We start from the raw sequence: 18060 nt of genomic DNA on the forward strand, positions 1-18060 counted from the left end.
GCGACGGCCTGTCTCGAGTGAACGCAAAAGCTCGCATCAAGCGACTGCGAAGCTCGCAAGGCCAAGGCGTTAGGTTCGGGCGGCAACCGGATCTTAACCATTACCTGCAAGACATACGGGCAATTACGGAGGTTCTACCATGCGAGCCGATGCCCGCAATTTGCTTGATCGACTGGGTCGAAGCGACTTCGCCTACAGGGAATTCGCCGACCGCTTCAGCGATCTGGAGCTGTGGCCCTTGTTCGAGGCCCTGCTGAAGGACCCGCGCGTGTTCCAGCAGGAAGCCGTGGCAGAGGCCATGGAATCGAGCCCTGCTGAACCCGTCAGTGCGCCCGGTATCGCCGCGGCCCGCCCCGCAGGATCGAGCGACCGCTCCGCTGCGCCGCTGGCCGGCGAATCGCTGGCAGACCTGTTCAACCGCTACGAGGCAGGCGTGTCCGCCCCGCAGCAAGTGCGCCAGGGTCAGGATGTGCGGGCAATGCTGCGCCGCCTGTCCGACCTCGACGAACGCGGAGAGCTCTGATGGCCCTGGTGCTGTGTCATTCGCTCAAGGGCGGCGTCGGAGCGACCTTCCTCGCCGCGCATCTGGCGATGGGCCTGTCTCAGCTGGAGGGCAGCGATGGTGTCGCCAGCCCGCGCGGCAGCGGCGATGTCGCGCTGATGACGACATCGACCAGCGACCTGACCCCGCTGCACCTGGGTCTGCCGCCGGCTCAGCGCCTGCCTTCGATGGGCTCGCTCGCAGAGGCTTCGGTGCTGGTGAACGGGATCAATCTCTATTGCGAGCCCAACGCACTGGCGGATGCCGACTTCCTGCCGCGACTGGAGGATGCCGGTTACCTCAGCGCTGCAAGCAATCGCACGCTGGTGATCGACGTCCCGGCGGGCGAGCGCATGCTGGCACGGCGGCTGATGGCGCATGCCACCGTTCACGTCTGTCCGCTGATGGCGTCCCCGGACTGCCTGGCCTTGTTGCCACAGTTGCTGGACGAGGCGGGTGACTGGGGCGCGGCGCGCACCGCCTACGTTATCGGCAAGCTCGACGAGACCCGCAAGCTTGCACGCCATGTCGCGGCCTTTGCCCGCGAGGTGCTGGGCGATCGACTGATCGGCAAGATTCGCAACGATCAGGCCGTGCCCGAGGCGCTCGCCATGCTCCAGCTGCTGTCGCGCTACGCTCCTGCCAGCGCGGCCCTGGCCGACGCGCGCCTGATCGCGGACACCGTGGGCATGATCCTGGCCGAAGAACGACAGGCGGCGCTGGCAAGCGAGGAGCAGGCCGCAGCGCCCATCTCTTCCGGCCCGGCGGCTCGGCCCGGCGCGAGCCGCGCGGCATGACGCTGCTCCGGCGCCCCTCCTGGCTTACCGCCCGCTCGCTGACGATCGCGCCGATCGCCCTGATCGCGGTGATGGTCATCAGCGTTCCGCTCGGCAATTTCGAGCAGTGGATGTTCGCGCTGATGGTCATGGCCGGGGCCACGGCGCTCAAGCGCTGGAAGGGCCGCAAGGGATCGATGGCGCTGGGCGTGCTCGCGGTGATCGTTTCGACCCGCTACATGTTCTGGCGGACCACGCAGACGCTCTCGTTCGGCACCTTGCCCGAATTCGCGTTCGGCACCGGCCTGTACCTGGCCGAGCTCTATGCCTGGGTGATCCTGATCCTGGGCTTCCTGCAGACCAGCTATCCGCTCGACCGCCCGGTCGTCGAGCCCATGGGTGAGCCCGACACCTGGCCCACCGTCGACATCTACATCCCGACCTACAACGAGAGCCTGGAAATCGTGCGCAACACGGTCTTCGCGGCGATGGATCTCGACTACCCGGCAGACAAGTACCAGGTTTTCATTCTTGACGACGGCAAGCGGCCGGAATTCCGTGCCTTCGCCAAGGAAGCGGGCTGCGGCTACATCACCCGCGACAACAACCTGCACGCCAAGGCGGGCAACCTGAACGCGGCGATGAAGAAGACCGAAGGCGAACTGATCGCCATCTTCGATTGCGACCACGTGCCAACCCGCGCCTTCCTGCAGCTGAGCGTCGGCTGGTTCCAGCGCGACCGCATGCTCGCTCTCGTGCAGACGCCGCACCACATGTATTCGCCTGATCCGGTGCAGCGCAACCTCGCCAGCACGATGGGCGAGATGCCGGGCGAGGGCGACTTGTTCTACGGCGCCGTCCAGGGCGGCAACGACCTGTGGAACGCCACCTTCTTCTGCGGATCGTGCGCGATCATCCGCCGCGAGGCGCTGGCCATGACCAACGGTTTCGCCGGCGAGACGGTGACCGAGGACGCGCACACCGCCTTGAAACTGCAGCGCATGGGCTGGAACACCGCCTACATCAGCGCGCGCCTCTCCGCCGGGCTCGCCACCGAGCGCCTGGTGCTCCACGTCGGCCAGCGCATCCGCTGGGCGCGCGGCATGACGCAGATCATGCGCATCGACAATCCGCTGAAGGGCAAGGGCCTGACCTGGCAGCAGCGGCTTTGTTACCTGAACGCGATGCTGCACTTCCAGTATCCGCTGCCGCGCATCGTCTTCCTGACCAGCCCGCTGGCCTACCTGATCTTCGGCCAGAACATCATCCAGGCCAGCGCCGGGCTGATCTTCGCCTATGCCGCGCCGCACCTGTTCTGCTCGTCGGTGGCCAACGAGCGCACGCAGGGCGGTGACCGCCGGCCGTTCTGGGGCGAGGTCTACGAGACGATCCTGGCGTTCCACCTGGTCAAGCCGACCGTCGCCACCTGGTTCCAGCCGCGCAAGGGCAAGTTCAACGTCACCGACAAGGGCGACCTGCTCGACCGGACCTACTTCGACTGGGCGATCGTGCGCCCGCACCTGATCTGCATCGCGCTGATGGCGTTCGGCATTGGCCTGGCGATCGTCAAGCGCGTGTTCTTTCCGCACTTGTTCAACATCCAGACCGATACCCTGGTGCTGAACATGGCCTGGGCCAGCTTCAGCCTCATAATTCTCATCGCCGCCGTGTCGGTGGCGCGCGAGACCCGTCAGACTCGTCAGGACATCCGCATCCCCGTGCGCCTGCCGGTCACCGCGCACCTGGCCTCCGGACATGTCGTGCCGGCACACACCATCGACATCTCGATGGGCGGCGCGGCGCTGGAACTGCCCAAGGAGTTGCCGGTCCGAGAGCGCGACGTGGTCCACATCACCATGGCCATGGGCGACGAGACCCTGGCGATCCCGGTCGAGACCGTCCGCACCTCGGGCGAGGATTCGTTCGTGCGCTTCCTCAAGCTCGACGTCATGGCCGGGCGCCATCTGGTGCGCGCCGTCATGGGCCGGGCCGACGCGTGGCAGCCGGTCGGCCAGCACGCGACCGTCAGCGGCATAAGCTCCATCAAGGACATCATCGTGGTCGACCTTGTCACCGTGAAGCGCATGCTTCGGCTCAACCGCGCCGAGCTCAAGAAAATCCGCAAGTACGAAGGGCCCAAGCCGGGCAAGAGTGATGGGGGGACGGGGGCAATGTCCAAGGCGGCGGCAATCGCGGCTGCGCTGCTGGTCGGGCTCGTTGGCCTCGGCTCCGCGCCGCAGCTGCGCGCGGCGACCGTCCTCGACGCACCGCCCGCGGCGGGTGCCGATGTGGTGCGGCGCCTGAGCCTCAAGGATTTGCGGATCAAGCAGCCAGTGCGCCTGCAGGGCACGCATGGCGAGATCGGCATCCCCTTCGGACTGCGCCAGGATCGCGTGGTCACCAGCGCCTCGATCACCATCCAGGCCGCCTGGTCGCCCGCGATGATCGACGAACTGAGCCAGCTGGTCGTCATCCTCAACGGCGAGGTGGTGCACACGATCCCGCTGACACGCGCCAACTCGGGCGGCATGACCTTCACCGTGCCGATCAACCCGGCGCTGTTCCTGCCGGGCGACAACCAGCTGAACCTGCGCCTGATCGGCCACTATGCCCGCGACTGCGAGGATCCGTTCCACTCCTCGCTGTGGGCGAATGTCAGCAACACCCGCACCTGGATGGACCTGCGGCTCCAGCGCCTGCCGTTCAAGCCGGACCTGGCGCGCCTGCCCGGGCCGTTCTTCGAGAAGGGCGACAACAAGCCCCTGAACCTGCCGTTCGTCTTCGCGGGCCAGCCCCATGGGCGCGAGCTGGAGGCCGCGGCGAGCATCGCCTCGTGGATGGGCAGCCTGTCGAGCTATCGCGGTTTCGCCTTCCCGCCGCGCTACAACGGCTCGCTGCCGACCGGTAACGCCGTCGTCTTCCTGACCCAGGGCACGCAGATCGCCGGCCTCGACCTCAACCCCGATGGCCCTTCGGCCGCCGTCGTGCAGAACCCGCGCGATCCGCTGGGCATGCTGCTCGTCATCATGGGCCGCGACCCGCGCGAGCTGAGCCTGGCCGCCGCCGCCGTCTCCACGGGGCGCGGCGTGTTCGGCGGCGCGCGCATGAACTTCGACGGCGTGCGCATCCCGACTTATCCGGCTTACGGCGCCCCCCGCTGGATCCCGACCGATCGCGCGGTGAAGCTGGGCGACATCATGCAACCCTACGAACTGCAGGGCATGGGCCTGCCGCCTGGTCCGCTGACCGCCCGTTTCCGCGTGGCGCCCGACTTGTTCTTCTGGCCCCGCCAGGGTGGCAAGCTGAACCTGGGTTACCGCTATCCGGTGGCGCAGTGGCTCGACAAGCGCGCCTCGCGGCTCGACGTTTCGCTGAACGGCCAGTACCTCAAGACCCTGCCGCTCGCGGGATCGTGGTGGCGCGACTGGTTCTCGGGCTCCGCCGCGCGCAGCTCGGACTCCGATGCGGGCGTGGTGCTGCCGCGCTACAACCTCTTCGGCTCGAACGAGCTGACCTTCGATTACAACCTGATCATCGCCGACAAGAAGAAGTGCACCGGCACCCTGCCGGACAACGTGCGCGTCTCGCTCGATCCCAACAGCACCATCGACTTGTCCAGCGCCTATCACGGCATCATGATGCCAGACCTTGCCACCTTCGCCGGCGCCGGCTTCCCCTTCACCGTACGGCCGGACCTGTCGGAAACGACGGTGCTGATGGCCAAGGATCCGTCGCCCGCGTCGGTCAGCGCGTTCCTGATGCTGATGGGCCGCTTCGGTGATGCGACCGGCGTTCCGGCCACCGGCGTCACCGTGTCGTTGCAGATCGTTCCGGCCGAACTGGCCGACCGCGACGTGCTGGTGATCGGCAGCAGCGCCATGGCCGGCGCCTCGACGCTGTTCGAGAACGCGCCGCTGACGTACGACGATGGGGTCCTCCACGTCGCGGAGCGCTCGCCACTTCAGTACATCGGTGCGCTGTTCGGCGGCATGAAGTCCGACAGCCCGGCGGATGCCGAGCCGGTGGTCTACGGCTCGCGCGATTTCTCGGGCATCGTCAGCTTCCGCTCGCCATTCGCCTCCAAGCGCACGGTGGTGGCGCTGCTGGCGGACAATGGCGCCAACCTGCCTATGCTGGTGGATGGCATGGCCGACGAGAAGATCAACGCCGCGATCCAGGGCGACCTCGCCGTCACATCCGGTGAGGGCATGACCAGCTTCGCGGTTGGCCAGAACTACTGGGTCGGCACGCTGCCGCTGTGGATGAGGACAGCCTACTGGTTCAGCCAGCGCCCGTTCCTGATGGGTCTGTTCACCGTGCTGCTCGCTGCCATCCTCGCCAGCCCGGCCTACTTCTACTTCCGCAAGCAGGCCGCGCGACGCCTGGGCGAAAAGGACCTGCACTGATGACACGGCACGCCTCCAGCCTGCGCCTTGCAGTCGCCGCGCTGCTCGTCTCCACGGCTGGCGCTGGTTCTGCTCTGGCGGCAAGCCCGGCCGTCGACGCCCTGGTCAAGCAGGCGCAGTACTGGCGCTCGAAGGGGCGTGAGGACCTGGCCGAGCAGGCGATGCGCCGCGCCCGCGCGCTCGATCCGGGCGCCAAGGCCGCAGCGGCGGTGCCTGCAAAGCCCCAGGCCGCAGCGAAGCCCCGCGCGACACCTGCGGCAAAGCCCGCGCCCGCTCCGGCCCGCGTGGAGGCCAAGCCTGCCGCCACGCCGCCGGTGAAGACCGCCGCGGCCAAGCCGGCTCCGGCCAAGCCGGCTCCGGCCAAGGCTGCTCCAGCGGCGCCGCCAGCCTCGGTGCGGGCAGGGCAGGCGCGCGTCGCCGGCTACGGTGCGCTGAACAGCGGCAGCCTGGACACGGCCGCCGCGCAGTTCAACAAGGCTCTGGCGGCCAACCGCCGCGATCCGGAGGCGCTGGGCGGCCTCGGCCTCGTGCGCCTGCGCCAGCAACGCTTCGCCGAGGCGGCGGACCTGCTCCAGCAAGCCTCGGGTCTGGGCAAGCCGGCGCAGTGGGCGAGCGGGCTTGCCGCCGCGCGCTTCTTCGCCGGCATCGGTCAGGCCCGCGAGGCACTGGCGCAGGGTCGCCTGGATGAGGCGCAGTCGCAGGCCGAGCAACTCGTGCGCAGCGGCTACCCCGAACCGGCGCCCGCGCTCGAGCTCTTGGGCGACATCTACGACAAGCAGGGTCGCTACGCCGACTCGGCCGACTTGTATCGCCAGGCGCTGCAAGGCGGCGCGCAGGACGATGCGCGCCTGCAATCGCGCGCCGCGCGGGGCCGGGCGCTGGCAGCCGCCGAGCGCGGTGACGACTTCAACGCCGAGCGCGAGTTCCAGAACGGCTTGCTGCTCGACCGCAACGATCCGTGGATCCGCTACGAGTTCGCGCGCTACATGGTGAAGCGCGGGCGCATGTCCGACGCCGAAGGGCTGCTGCGCTCGCTCACCAACGCTGGCAGCTCGGACACGACGTACGCTGCGGCGCTGCTCAACAACGACCTCGGCCGCACCGCCGAAGCCGACCGGTTGATGGGGATGATCCCCGAAACACAACGCACCGCGCCGATGCGCAGCTTCGCGATCGGCGTGAAGGTGGATGCGGCGATCGCCCGCACCAAACAGCTCGCCAGCGCAGGCCAGCAGGGGCAGGCGGTGAACGTACTGCGCCAACTCGGCCAGATGGAGGCCGTGCCCTCGGCCAAGCTGCCCGCCATCGCCGACGCGCTGATCGACCTTGGCGACCAGGGCGCCGCCGTCTCGCTGGCGCAAACCGCCATCGATTCGGGCCGGCTCGACATGGACGGCTATGCCGGCGTGATCGGCGTGCTGACACGCACCGGGCGCGAGGATCTGGCGCAGATGGCCTTGCAGCGCGCCAGCCAGGTCGTGGGCAGCGGTCCGGAAGGCCAGCGTGCCTACGCGCGGATGGGGGCGACGCTCTCGGTCGCGCAGGCCGACCGGGCGCGGCTCGCCGGGCAATACGCAACGGCCTTCGACATGCTCCAGTCGGCCTACAACGCCGCGCCGGACAACCCGCAGATCCTTTCGGCGCTGGGCCGGCTCTACCAGTCCGGCGGCATGGCTGCGCGGGCGGCGCAGACCTACCAACTCGTGCTCGGCCGCAACCCGCGCGACAAGGATGCGCTGCTCGGCCTTGCCGCATCGGCGCAGACGGCAGGCGACAACGCGCTGTCGGAGCGGGCGCAGAACGATGTGCTGAAGCTCTACCCGCAGGACTACCAGGTGCGCCTCTCGCTGGCGCAAGTCGAACGCGCACGAGGGGACGAACGCGGCGCGGTGCGACTGTTGAAGGACGCGCGCTCGCTCTATTCGGGCGCGGGGCTGGCGGCCGGCGGCAATCCCTTCGCCGGCATGGGCGGAGCGCCCGCCGGAGCAGCCGGTGCCAACCCCTTCCGCAACCAGGCGGGGCCGATGGCGCCCGCGCCGATCAATCCGTTCGCATTGGGTGGCGGCGCGCGACTGCCGCAGCAGCCTGCGTACCCGCAGCCGAGCTATCAACCGCAAAGCTATGGCAGCGGGGCGGCAAGCGCGCCTGCCCAGTTCATGCCGGCCCAGTACATGCCGGACCAGTATACGCCGGCGCAATTCACGCCCGCATCCTACGCGCCCGATGGAGGTTCAATCATGCCAGCCGCTTACCCGGCCGACACTTACGTGGCGCAGCCATACCAGGCACCCAGCTACCAAGCGCAGGCCCAGAGCTACCCGGCCCAGAGCTACCCGGCCCAGAGCTACCCGCAGCAGGCCTATCCGGCGCCGAGCTATCCGCAACCCCAGTATCCGCAGGGCTATCCGCAGCAGGCCTATCCCGCCCCTGCGCCGCAAGGCTATCCCGCGCCAGGCTATGGCGCGCAGGCCGGCTCGGGCGTGCCCGCTTCGGGGGGCTACCCCGCCGACCCGGTGCTCGCACGGATCCAGTCCGAAATCTCGCAGCTCTCAGAAGGCGCGGGCCCGCGCGCCGATGTCAGCACCTCGTTCCGCTCGCGCTCGGGCGAGAAGGGCTTGAGCAAGCTGAGCGAGATCAAGGGTAACGTGAAGCTGTCGACCAACGTGCTCGACGGTCGCGCCTACGTCAGCGGCGAAGCGGTGGTGATCGATGCGGGACGACCCGCCGGGTCCGGCCTCGCGCGCTTCGGTCGCAATGGCACGCCCGAGGCGCAGGGCATCGTCGACGAGCTTCCCTCCGAACTGGTCGCCGCCGATTCGCAGCACCGCTCCGGCCTTGCACCGGCGATCGGCTACGAAAGCAACGCGGTGAAGGCGGAGATCGGGACCACCCCGATCGGCATGGGCAAAACCAAGCTCACCGGGCGTGCCGAAGTCTCGCCCAAGCTCGGCGAGAACTCGCGCGTGCGGGCCTGGGTGGAGCGCAAGCCGGTGACCGACAGCGTGATTTCCTACGCCGGTACCCGCGATCCGGTGACCGGCGAGCGCTGGGGCCAGGTCATGCGCACCGGCGGCGGCGTCGGGTTCTCGTACGACAGCAACGGCAACGGCTTCTATGCGGAAGGTCGCTACAACCGCTATCGCGGCGAGAACGTGCGCAAGAACGATGGCATAGAGGCGAACGCGGGCGGTTACCTGCGCCTGCTGCAGACCGCGCAGTCGCGCCTCACCGCCGGCATCAACGTCAATTACCAGAAGTACGACAACAGCCAGAACTACTTCACCTACGGCCACGGCGGCTACTTCAGCCCGCAAGATTTCCTGAGCGTCAGCTTCCCGATCAACTATGCGATGAACACCCAGTCGCTGGAGCTGAAGGCGTCGGTCACTCCCGGTTACCAGAGCTACAGCCAGGACGAAGTGCCGCTCTATCCGACCGATCCGGCGGCGCAGGCCGAGCTCGATCGGCTGAAGGTGCTCAACCGCGACGTGCGCGCCACTTACGACAGCCTCAGCAAGACCGGCTTCGCCGTCGCCGCCGAAGCATCGCTCTACTACCGCGTCGGGCCCAACACCCGGGTCGGCGGCGAGGCCAGCTACAACACCTTCGGCAGCTACGACGAGTTCCGCTCGACGCTCGGCGTGCGCCAGACCTTTGGGACGACGCCATGAAGTTCGATCCGTTGCACCAGATGTTCGGCTCCTCCTCAGGCGCGCCGGCGACTTCGCCTCCATCGTTCGCGCCGCTCGTTGCTGCCCTGGCGGCGGAGCTTGCGGAAACGGTGCCCGCCCCGCAGCGCCGCGGTTTCTACCTCGCGCTGGGCCGGCGCATCGCCGCCGCCGAGACGCTGGACGGGGTTGAGGATGCCTCGCAACTCGCGTGGCGGGTTAATGCGTTCTGGAACGCTATGGGTTGGGGCGAGGCCGAAGTCGGGATCGAGCGCGACGCCATCGTCGTCCAGCACCGCGACGCGCCGCCCGCGCCCGAACACGTGCCGAGCGGACCCTGGCTGGGCATGCTGCTCGCCGTGCTGGAAGGCGCCTACGATACCTGGTTTCGCCGGCTCGGCAGCGGACCGTCGCTGCACACCCGCGCCGAGTGGAAGGGCGATCTGGTAGAGCTGCGCCATGGCCGTTGATCGCCGCAAGTTCGCGCTTGGCCTGGCGGTTGCGCTGACCGCCGCCTGCAGCACCGGAGTCCAGAGCTACGCCGAGCCCGCCGGTGGGTGGTGGCGCATCTATCGCCAGCGCTTTCTCGATCGCTCCGGCCGGATCGTCGATACCGGCAACGGCGGCATCAGCCATTCCGAGGGCCAGGGCTATGGCATGATCCTGGCCGCGTTGTCCGAGGACCGCGAGGCCTTTGCCGCCATGTTCCGCTGGACCGAGGCGACACTGGGCGGCGACGACCTCTACGCCTGGCGCTACGATCCGAGGCAGGCCAAGCCCGTAGGCGATCCCAACAACGCGACCGACGGCGACATCCTGATCGCCTGGGCTCTGGCGCTTGCCGGCCAGCGGTGGAAGGTCGGCTCCTATCTCGATCGCTCCGCTGCCGTGCGCGCCGCGATCCGGCGGGATTGCGTGGTGGAGCGATTCGGCCGCCAGCTGCTGCTGCCCGGCCGGGCCGGGTTCGCCAGCGCGGCGGAGGTGACGGTGAATCCTTCGTACTACGTCTGGCCGGCGCTCGACACTTTCGCGCGGCTCGATGGCGCGGCCACGTGGGGTGGGGTAATCTCCAGCGGCGAGGCGCTGCTGCGCCAGGCGCGCTTCGGTCCGCTGCACCTGCCGTGCGACTGGGTAGCGGTGAGCGGGCCGACCGCAGTGACGCCTGCCCGGGACAAGCCCTCGCGCTTTGGTTACGACGCTATCCGGGTACCGCTCTATGCCATCATGGGCGGGCGCAAGGCGCTGGTGAACGACGTCGCGGCATGGTGGCGCGCGGTCCTGGCTCAGCGTCGCCCGGTGCCGGCCTGGATCGATGTCGTCACCGGCGAGGAAGCGCCTTACGCGCTCTCCAGCGGCGGCGCGGCGATCGTGTCGCGCCTGATCGGATCGCCAGCGCCGGTGCAGCTGGACTCCGACTACTTCTCCGCTTCGCTGCAGATGCTGGCCGGCGCGCGGTTGTAGCGGCTCGCGGTCGGGATGATCTGCCCTCTTCCCGGTTGGGGAGAGGGTACGCAGGCCTGGAAGCTTGCGCCCTACCCGCAGCGTGGAGAGGGGTTTGTGCCCTATCGGGGGTCGGAAACCCCTCTCCACGCTGCGGTAGCCACTCATGTGGCAACCTTCGCTATCCTCTCCCCTCAAGGGGAGAGGGCAAGTTCAGCTGCTCACGCCAAGAATCAGAAAAGGCGGCCCGAAAGCCGCCTTCTCCTCCTCTCCAACCGTGTGCGCCGGATCGTGCCGGCCGGCAGTCCTCGCGCTTACTTGCCCGCGGTGGCGAGCGAAACGCGATCGGACTGCATGTAGGGAATGGGGTTCACGGCCACGCCGGCGACGCGGACTTCGTAGTGCAGGTGCGGGCCGGTCGAGCGGCCGGTCGACCCGACGTAGCCGACCACGTCGCCCTTGCGCACGTGCTGGCCCTCGGCGACGTTCAGACGCGACATGTGGCCGTAGCGGGTCTCGAGGTTGTTGCCGTGCTCGAGCTGGACGTAGAGGCCGTAGCCGCCGAACCAGGACGCTTTGCCGACGACGCCATCGGCAGTGGCATAGATCGGAGTGCCGACCGGAGCCGAAAGGTCCACGCCCTTGTGAGCGCGCATGCCGCCCAGCACCGGGTGGGTGCGCATGCCGTAGCTGCTGGTCATCGTCAGGCCATTGAGCGGCGTGCGCGAGGGGATCGAGATCGGGCCGCTGATGCCGGCGGCGGCGCGGGCCGAAGCCGAGAGCGGCGATTTGCCGACCGAAGCGGCGAGCCCGGCGTTGCCGGTGCTCTCGAAGTTCTGCCAGGAGCTGAACAGCTTGCGGAACTGCTCGTCCTCACCGCCGCTCACGCTCTTCTCGGCGCCTTGGGCAGCGCGCAGCGGAGCAGCAATATCGGTGTTGGCGGCATTGGCGAGAGCCGACTGCCCGGAAACGAAAAGAGAAGCTGCAGCCAAGACACCAGTAACGATGCGGAACCCGGCGAAAGTATGCGTCACGACCACTCGCATTACCTTATTTCCGCCTTGCCGTTATTACGGCCAGGCGTGTTTCACTTGGCCGATCAGCACGAATGCTGATGGGCTCATGTCTGAGATGGTCGGATACCCCCCGCCGCCTCACGAGGATGGGTTATGACCGAAGTTCTTAATGGAACAAGACCGGAGTACCAATCGAGCGGTAGACCGGCTGATCGCCGCGCCGAGTCGTTGAACGGTTTTTTGATTTGCCCACGGAAGTGCAGCTGAACCAAGGATTTCCAAAGGGAATCGGCTGGCTGATCAGCATTTTGGGCGCATGCGACGAAGTGCTTTACACCCGTTCGGACATGCCTGATCTCGTCGTCAAGGATCCGGCTCAACAATCTTGCGCCGATTTGGTCGCCTCCGGCCTTAACCCTGTCGAGCATGGCGGGAGTGACGTCGAGGCCGCGGGCTTCCAGCACCATGGGCACGACGGCAAGCCGTGCGGCGACATCGTGCCGCGTCTCGTGCGCGGCGTCCCACAGGCCGGAGTGCGCGGGCAAGGCCCCGTAAAAGCTGCCCATCTTGCGCAAGTGACGGTCGATGAGCGCGAAGTGCATCGCCTCTTCGGCGGCGATGTCGAGGAAGTCGGACACGAACTCAGGACCCATCTGGGCGCCGAACCGCCCCGCCATGTCGAGTGCGAGGTCAATGGCGACAAACTCGATGTGCGCCACCGCATGCCACAGCGCCACACGGCCGCGTTCGGATCCTGCCTTGCCGCGCTTGGGCATGCGGTTCGGCGGCAACAGCTCGGGCGCGGCGGGTCGAGCCGGCTCGTCGGGCATGGCGATCTCGAACCCCCAGGCAAGCCGACCGTGCCGCCAGTCACGCGCGACGCGCCGGGCGGCCATGACCTTGGCGCGAGGCTCGGCGGTCAGCAGCGCGTGGCGGATGGCCGATGCGACGGATGTGTCAGGCTGCTGGCCTTCCATCACTCACCGCCCCTTTGTCGTCGCCCCCGCGCAGGCGGGGGACCCGCTTCTTGCATCATCGCGCGAAGGCGAAGAACAAGCGAGGTCCCCGCCTGCGCGGGGACGACGGTATCTATCGGGAAAGCTACATTAAGGAGAGTCAAAGCGCGCGTGCTGCTTCCAGCACCGCTTGCGCATGACCCTTCACCTTCACTTTGTCCCACACCTTGGCGATCCTGCCCGCGGCATCGACGAGGTAGGTCGTGCGGACCATGCCCATGTAGGTGCGGCCATAGTTCTGCTTCTCGGCCCAGACGCCGAGCGCGTCCGAAAGCCCGTCCTCGGCCGCGTCGCTGGCGAGCGGTACCGTGAGCGAGTGCTTGGCGATGAACTTGGCGTGCTTGGCCGGCGGGTCCTTGCTGACGCCCAGCAGCGCGACGCCCGCAGCGTCGAATTCCGGCTTCAGCGTCGTGAAGTCGATCGCCTCGGTGGTGCAGCCGGGGGTGTCGTCCTTGGGGTAGAAGAACACCACCAGCGGCTTGCCGGCAAAGTCCGACGGCTTGATGGTGGCGCCGTCCGGCGTCTCCAGAGCGATGTCGGGGAAGGCGTCACCGACGGCAGGCTTGCTCATGATGCGATCTCCAGTTCCTCGCCGAACGCGCCGCGCCAGGCCGTGCCGACGGTGGCACGGGCCTGCGTCAGCCCGGCCATGACCTGCTCCCAATCGTCGCAACCGCAGCTGCGCGCAAGAGCTTCACGCGCCGCTTCTGGCGGAACCTGCGAATCGGGCGCGAGCAGCCGCGCGGCGACCAGGAACCCGGTGAGCGTCGCTTGCGCCGTCGCCAGATCCACCGGCACGAGGCCGGCCTCGACCAGTGCGGCCACGGCGCGGCCCATGTCGGGGTCCAGTCCGATGCCGTCGCGCAGCTGCAGGAAGTGGACGGTGAACTCCAGGTCGACGAGGCCGCCGCGCGCCAGCTTGATGTCGAGCGGCCCGCGCGGCGGCTTGTGGTTAGCCATCGTCGCGCGCATCTTCAGCACGTCGCGGCGCAGCTGCTCGGCCTCCCGCGGGATCGTCAGCACCGCGTGCACCGCAGCGTCCAGCTCCTCGCGCGCGGCCGGAGAGCCATAGACGGACCGCGCCCGCACCAGAGCCATGTGCTCCCAGGTCCAGGCCTGCTCGCGCTGGTAACGCTCGAAGCTGTCGATGCTGGCCGCCGGCGGACCCTGCGCGCCCGAGGGCCGGAGCCGGGTGTCGACCTCGAACAGCGCTCCCTCGGCGGTCGGCGCGGAGAGCGCGGCGATCACCCGCTGGCAGAGGCGATTGTAGTAAAGCGTCGCCCCGATCGGCCGCCGCCCGTCCGATTCGCGCGCGAAGTCGCCAGTGAACAGGAACACGACGTCGAGGTCCGAGGCATGGGTCAGCACGCCACCGCCGAAGCGGCCGAGCGCCAGGATCAGGAACTCGCTTTCGGGGACCACGCCATGGGTACGGCGAAAATCGGCGACGGCAGCCTCGGTCAGCACGTGGCACGCGGCCTCGGCGATGCGCGAGAGGGCGGCGCCGATGGCGATCGGATCGCGCGTCCCCTCGATCAGCTGCACGCCCAGCGCGAAACGCCACTCGCCCACGCGCCGCCGCACCGAAGCGAGGATGCGCTGGTAATCGTCGCCCGCCTCGAAGCGGGAGAACGCCTCGATCAGCGCCGCGACGTCGCCGGGCAGATCCAGCGCGCTGGCGTCGATCAGCGGGTCGAGCAAGTCCGCGCGGCGGGCCAGCGCATCGGCGAGCGGCGGGGCAAGGCCGAGGATCCGCGCCAACCGGACGGTGAGGCCGGGGCGTGCTTCCAGCAATCGGAACAGGTTGATCGCGCTCGGCAGATTCTCCAGCAAACGCTCCCACCGGGCAAGCGCGCTTTCGGGCTCGGGCGAGGTGGCGAGCGCGGCGAGCAAGTCGGCGCGGATCGCATCGAACGCCGCGCGGGCGGCATCGGAGCGCAGGGCGCGCATGCGGCCGCCGGTCCAGCTCTCGATGCGCTCGGCTGTCGCGACGGGATCGGCATAGCCCAGGCGCTCGAGCATGTCGGGCAGCGCCTCGGTCGGCGCTGCCTGCGTGCGCGAGCCGGAGGGATGCGCCTGGATCAGGCTGTCGTAGAGATCGCCCACCCGGGCGGTGATCGCCGCCACTTCTTCGACCAGCGCCTCGCCGCCTGGCAGGCCATCCAGCCGGGCAACGTTGTCCAGCGCTTCGGGCGTTGCCGGGAGGGCGTGGGTCTGCTGGTCCTGCACCATCTGCAGGCGGTGCTCGATCACGCGCAGGCGATCGTAGCTTTCGCCCAGCAGGCGCGCTTCGTCCGTGCCGATCAGCCCTGCCGCGGCAAGGGCGTCGAGCGTTTCGCGGGTGCCGCGCAGGCGTAAAGCGGGATTGCGGCCGCCGTGGATCAGCTGGTGGACCTGCGCGTAGAACTCGATCTCGCGAATGCCGCCCCGGCCCTTCTTGAGGTCGAAGCCGGGGCCTGCCTCGGCGTTGCCCCCCGTCGTCCTGCCGAGCGTGCTCGCGCGGATCTGCGCGGTGAGGCGGCCGATCTCTTCGATGGCGCCGAAATCGAGGCTGCGGCGCCACACGAAAGGGCGAATGGCGGTGAGGAACTGGCGTCCTGCCTCCAGGTCGCCGGCGCAGGCGCGAGCCCGGATGAACGCCGCGCGCTCCCAGGCGAGCGCCGAAGTTTCGTAGTGGGTCAGCGCCGCGTCGACCGAGATCGCCAGAGGGCTGACTTCGGAGGCGGGGCGCAGGCGCAAGTCGACGCGGAAGACGTAGCCCTCGCCGGTGACGTTGGACAGGATCTCGACCACGCTGCGGGCCACGCGCTGCGCCGCCTCGCCGGGCTCGTCGCGCTCGCGCCGGGGCAGCAGTGCGGGGTCGTAGAGCAGAATCGGGTCGATGTCCGAGCTGTAGTTCAGCTCGCGCGCGCCGTGCTTGCCCAGCGTCAGCGCCAGGAAGCCGGGGCTTTGCGTGGCGGGATCGAAGTCCGGCGCACGGCGGCGGATGCCCGCGACGATCGCGGCATCGAGCGCGCGGTCGGCGAAGTCCGACAGCTCTCCCGTGACCTGCAGCAGCGGGAAGGCGCCGGCAAGGTCGCCGATCGCCAGCGCCAGTGCGAGCGCCTGCTTTTCGCGCCTGAGCGCCACACCGGTGTCCGCCAAACCATCGCCCGCGCGGCGCGCCCAGGCCATCGCTTCGTCGCCGCGCCCTTGCGCGAGAAGGTCGGCGAGTTCGGGCAGCCGGTCGAGCCCGCGGGACAAGTAAGGTGCATGGGCATGGGCGCGCGCGATCGCGCCGGTCCAGTCCGGTTGGCAGGCCTCGGTCATGGTGTTTGCTTTGGGGGTTTGGCCAGGCCGTAGCAAGGGCGGGTAGGCTGAGGATCCTGCCGCCAGCACTTCCTTGTCTCCTCCGCGCGAACCATCTTTCCCGTCTTCTTCCCCGGCACCCCCGCTTGTGCGCAGGCACCGCCTCTGGCACCACCCGCCTCATGATCACCTTCTATCCCGCGAAGAAGCCGCTGCCTTCCCTCCTGGCCGTGCTGGCGCTCGCCGCGCCGGTTTCTGCCAAGCCGGTCTTCAAGCCCGGCACCGCGCTGGCACCGCCGGCAGAGGGCCTCACGGGTTCGCAAGCGCCGGCGATCTCGGTCGACCTCATGAAGCAGATCACCCGGCGCCTCTCGGCAGACGACTTCGAAGGCCGCGCCCCCAGCGCCGCGACCGAGCCCAGGGTGCTCGACTACATCGTCAGCCAGTTCAAGGCAGCAGGCCTCCAGCCGGGCAACAAGGGCCAATGGCTGCAGGAAGTGCCCACCGTCGAAATCGAGGGCAAGAACCAGAGCCCGCTGACGGTGACCGGCGGCAAGACGCCGCTCAGTTTCAGCTTCGGCGATCAGTGGGTCGGCGCCAGCTATCGCGTGACGCCCAGGACCGCGGTGAAGGATAGCCCGCTGGTCTTCGTCGGGTACGGCATCGTCGCGCCGGAACTGGGCTGGAACGACTACGCCGGCATCGACATGAAGGGCAAGACCGCCGTCATCCTGGTCAACGATCCGGACTACGCCGCCACCGGCGAGCAGGGCCTCTTCAAGGGCCGGCGGATGACCTACTACGGTCGCTGGACCTACAAGTTCGAGGAAGCCGCCCGCCAGGGCGCGACCGGCGCGATCATCGTCCACGACACCTTCCCGGCCGCCTATGGCTGGAACGTCGTCAACTCCAGCTGGACCGGTGCGCAGTACTACGTCCAGACTCCGAACGACGCGATGGACCAGACGAAGATGAACGGCTGGGTGCAGAAGGACGTGGCGGAGCAGATCCTGGCCGCCGCCGGCAAGAACCTGGCGACGCTGACCAAGGCTGCGCAGACCAAGGGCTTCAGGCCGGTGCCGCTCGGCCTGAACGCCAGCGTCTCGTTCGACAACGCGATCCGCAAGTCGACCTCGCACAACGTGGTCGGCGTGCTGCCGGGCAAGACCAGGCCCGAGGAGTACGTGCTGTACTCGGCTCATTGGGACCACCTTGGCCGCTGCACGCCGGACAAGACCGGCGACGATATCTGCAACGGCGCGGTCGACAATGCCGATGGCGTCGCCGCGCTGACCGCGATTGCCAAGGCCAACGTCGAGGCTGGCGCTGCCGCACGCAGTCAGGTGTTCCTTGCCGTCACGCTGGAGGAGTCGGGTCTGCTCGGCTCCGAGTACTATGCGCAGAACCCGATCTTTCCGCTCAGCCAGACCGTCGGCGGCGTGAACATGGACGCGCTCGCGCCCGGCGGACGGGTGCGCGACTATGCGATGACCGGCGGCGACAAGTCCGACCTCACCGACATGTTCCGCAGTGCGCTCAAGACGCGCGGGCTGGTCGAGGCGCCGGAGAACGACCCCGAGAAGGGCGGCTACTACCGCTCCGACCACTTCAGCATGGCCAAGCGCGGCGTGCCGATGTTCGCCATCGATCGCGGGATCGACCTGGTGAACGGCGGCAAGGCAGCCGGCAAGGCCGCCAACGACGACTACACCGCCAACCGCTACCACCAGCCCAGCGACGAGTACTCGGAGAGCTGGGACTGGTCCGGCATTAGCCAGGACGTGGAACTGTTCTACAGCCTGGGCCGCCAGCTGGCGGATGGTACGAGCTGGCCGAACTGGCGCGAAGGGGACGAGTTCCGGGCCGTGCGGGACAAGAGCTGCAAGGGCGAGAGTGGGTGTTGAAGCGC

11 protein-coding genes are annotated in these 18060 nt (G+C 68.5%); 7 read left to right on the top strand and 4 right to left on the bottom strand.

The window, feature by feature from the left end; all coding sequences use genetic code 11:
- The first annotated feature begins 139 nt into the window (after positions 1-139).
- From HNO88_RS06585 to HNO88_RS06610, 6 genes are read left to right on the top strand one after another with little or no spacing between them, the layout of a single operon-like run.
- The gene (locus HNO88_RS06585) at positions 140-523 is read left to right on the top strand and encodes a hypothetical protein (RefSeq protein WP_184243323.1); all 384 of its coding nucleotides are present in this window, start codon (positions 140-142) and stop codon (positions 521-523) included.
- Complete coding sequence (locus HNO88_RS06590; protein WP_184243325.1) at positions 523-1338, top strand: cellulose synthase operon protein YhjQ/BcsQ; 816 nt, start codon at positions 523-525, stop codon at positions 1336-1338. Before HNO88_RS06585 ends, HNO88_RS06590 begins: the two co-directional genes overlap by 1 nt.
- Positions 1335-5723: a UDP-forming cellulose synthase catalytic subunit gene (bcsA, locus tag HNO88_RS06595; RefSeq protein WP_184243327.1), complete on the top strand. Its 4389-nt coding sequence runs from the start codon at positions 1335-1337 to the stop codon at positions 5721-5723. Before HNO88_RS06590 ends, bcsA begins: the two co-directional genes overlap by 4 nt.
- The gene (locus HNO88_RS06600; protein ID WP_184243329.1) at positions 5723-9394 is read left to right on the top strand and encodes a cellulose biosynthesis protein BcsC; all 3672 of its coding nucleotides are present in this window, start codon (positions 5723-5725) and stop codon (positions 9392-9394) included. Before bcsA ends, HNO88_RS06600 begins: the two co-directional genes overlap by 1 nt.
- On the top strand, positions 9391-9861 hold the full coding sequence (bcsD, locus tag HNO88_RS06605; RefSeq protein ID WP_184243331.1) for a cellulose biosynthesis protein BcsD: 471 nt from the start codon (positions 9391-9393) through the stop codon (positions 9859-9861). Before HNO88_RS06600 ends, bcsD begins: the two co-directional genes overlap by 4 nt.
- Positions 9851-10852: a family 8 glycosyl hydrolase gene (locus HNO88_RS06610; RefSeq protein WP_184243333.1), complete on the top strand. Its 1002-nt coding sequence runs from the start codon at positions 9851-9853 to the stop codon at positions 10850-10852. Before bcsD ends, HNO88_RS06610 begins: the two co-directional genes overlap by 11 nt.
- 293 nt (positions 10853-11145) lie before the next feature.
- On the opposite strand, the gene HNO88_RS06615 is transcribed toward HNO88_RS06610, so the two are convergent.
- From HNO88_RS06615 to glnE, 4 genes are all read right to left on the bottom strand, one after another.
- Positions 11146-11877: a M23 family metallopeptidase gene (locus tag HNO88_RS06615; RefSeq protein ID WP_184243335.1), complete on the bottom strand. Its 732-nt coding sequence runs from the start codon at positions 11875-11877 to the stop codon at positions 11146-11148.
- A 74-nt stretch (positions 11878-11951) separates the two neighbouring features.
- The gene (locus tag HNO88_RS06620) at positions 11952-12824 is read right to left on the bottom strand and encodes a ferritin-like domain-containing protein (RefSeq protein WP_184243337.1); all 873 of its coding nucleotides are present in this window, start codon (positions 12822-12824) and stop codon (positions 11952-11954) included.
- Between the two features lie 139 nt (positions 12825-12963).
- Positions 12964-13434 carry a peroxiredoxin gene (locus HNO88_RS06625; protein WP_184243339.1) on the bottom strand — a complete coding sequence of 157 codons (471 nt, stop codon included), beginning with the start codon at positions 13432-13434 and terminating at the stop codon, positions 12964-12966.
- Positions 13431-16172, bottom strand: coding sequence for a bifunctional [glutamate--ammonia ligase]-adenylyl-L-tyrosine phosphorylase/[glutamate--ammonia-ligase] adenylyltransferase (gene glnE, locus HNO88_RS06630; protein WP_184243340.1), 2742 nt, complete (start codon positions 16170-16172; stop codon positions 13431-13433). Before glnE ends, HNO88_RS06625 begins: the two co-directional genes overlap by 4 nt.
- 161 nt (positions 16173-16333) lie before the next feature.
- Here glnE and HNO88_RS06635 point away from each other — a divergent pair, with 161 nt between their 5' ends.
- Positions 16334-18055, top strand: coding sequence for a M28 family metallopeptidase (locus tag HNO88_RS06635; RefSeq protein ID WP_184243341.1), 1722 nt, complete (start codon positions 16334-16336; stop codon positions 18053-18055).
- Positions 18056-18060 lie beyond the last annotated feature (5 nt).

The sequence above is a fragment of the Novosphingobium chloroacetimidivorans genome (genome assembly GCF_014204535.1).
Lineage (GTDB): Bacteria > Pseudomonadota > Alphaproteobacteria > Sphingomonadales > Sphingomonadaceae > Novosphingobium > Novosphingobium chloroacetimidivorans.

Excerpts from the sequence above, each read along its gene's own strand:
- HNO88_RS06585 (WP_184243323.1), top strand. The coding sequence starts at position 140 with ATGCGAGCCGATGCCCGCAATTTGCTTGATCGACTGGGTCGAAGCGAC.
- HNO88_RS06590 (WP_184243325.1), top strand. The coding sequence starts at position 523 with ATGGCCCTGGTGCTGTGTCATTCGCTCAAGGGCGGCGTCGGAGCGACC.
- bcsA (WP_184243327.1), top strand. The coding sequence starts at position 1,335 with ATGACGCTGCTCCGGCGCCCCTCCTGGCTTACCGCCCGCTCGCTGACG.
- HNO88_RS06600 (WP_184243329.1), top strand. The coding sequence starts at position 5,723 with ATGACACGGCACGCCTCCAGCCTGCGCCTTGCAGTCGCCGCGCTGCTC.
- bcsD (WP_184243331.1), top strand. The coding sequence starts at position 9,391 with ATGAAGTTCGATCCGTTGCACCAGATGTTCGGCTCCTCCTCAGGCGCG.
- HNO88_RS06610 (WP_184243333.1), top strand. The coding sequence starts at position 9,851 with ATGGCCGTTGATCGCCGCAAGTTCGCGCTTGGCCTGGCGGTTGCGCTG.
- HNO88_RS06615 (WP_184243335.1), bottom strand. The coding sequence starts at position 11,877 with ATGCGAGTGGTCGTGACGCATACTTTCGCCGGGTTCCGCATCGTTACT.
- HNO88_RS06620 (WP_184243337.1), bottom strand. The coding sequence starts at position 12,824 with ATGGAAGGCCAGCAGCCTGACACATCCGTCGCATCGGCCATCCGCCAC.
- HNO88_RS06625 (WP_184243339.1), bottom strand. The coding sequence starts at position 13,434 with ATGAGCAAGCCTGCCGTCGGTGACGCCTTCCCCGACATCGCTCTGGAG.
- glnE (WP_184243340.1), bottom strand. The coding sequence starts at position 16,172 with ATGACCGAGGCCTGCCAACCGGACTGGACCGGCGCGATCGCGCGCGCC.
- HNO88_RS06635 (WP_184243341.1), top strand. The coding sequence starts at position 16,334 with ATGATCACCTTCTATCCCGCGAAGAAGCCGCTGCCTTCCCTCCTGGCC.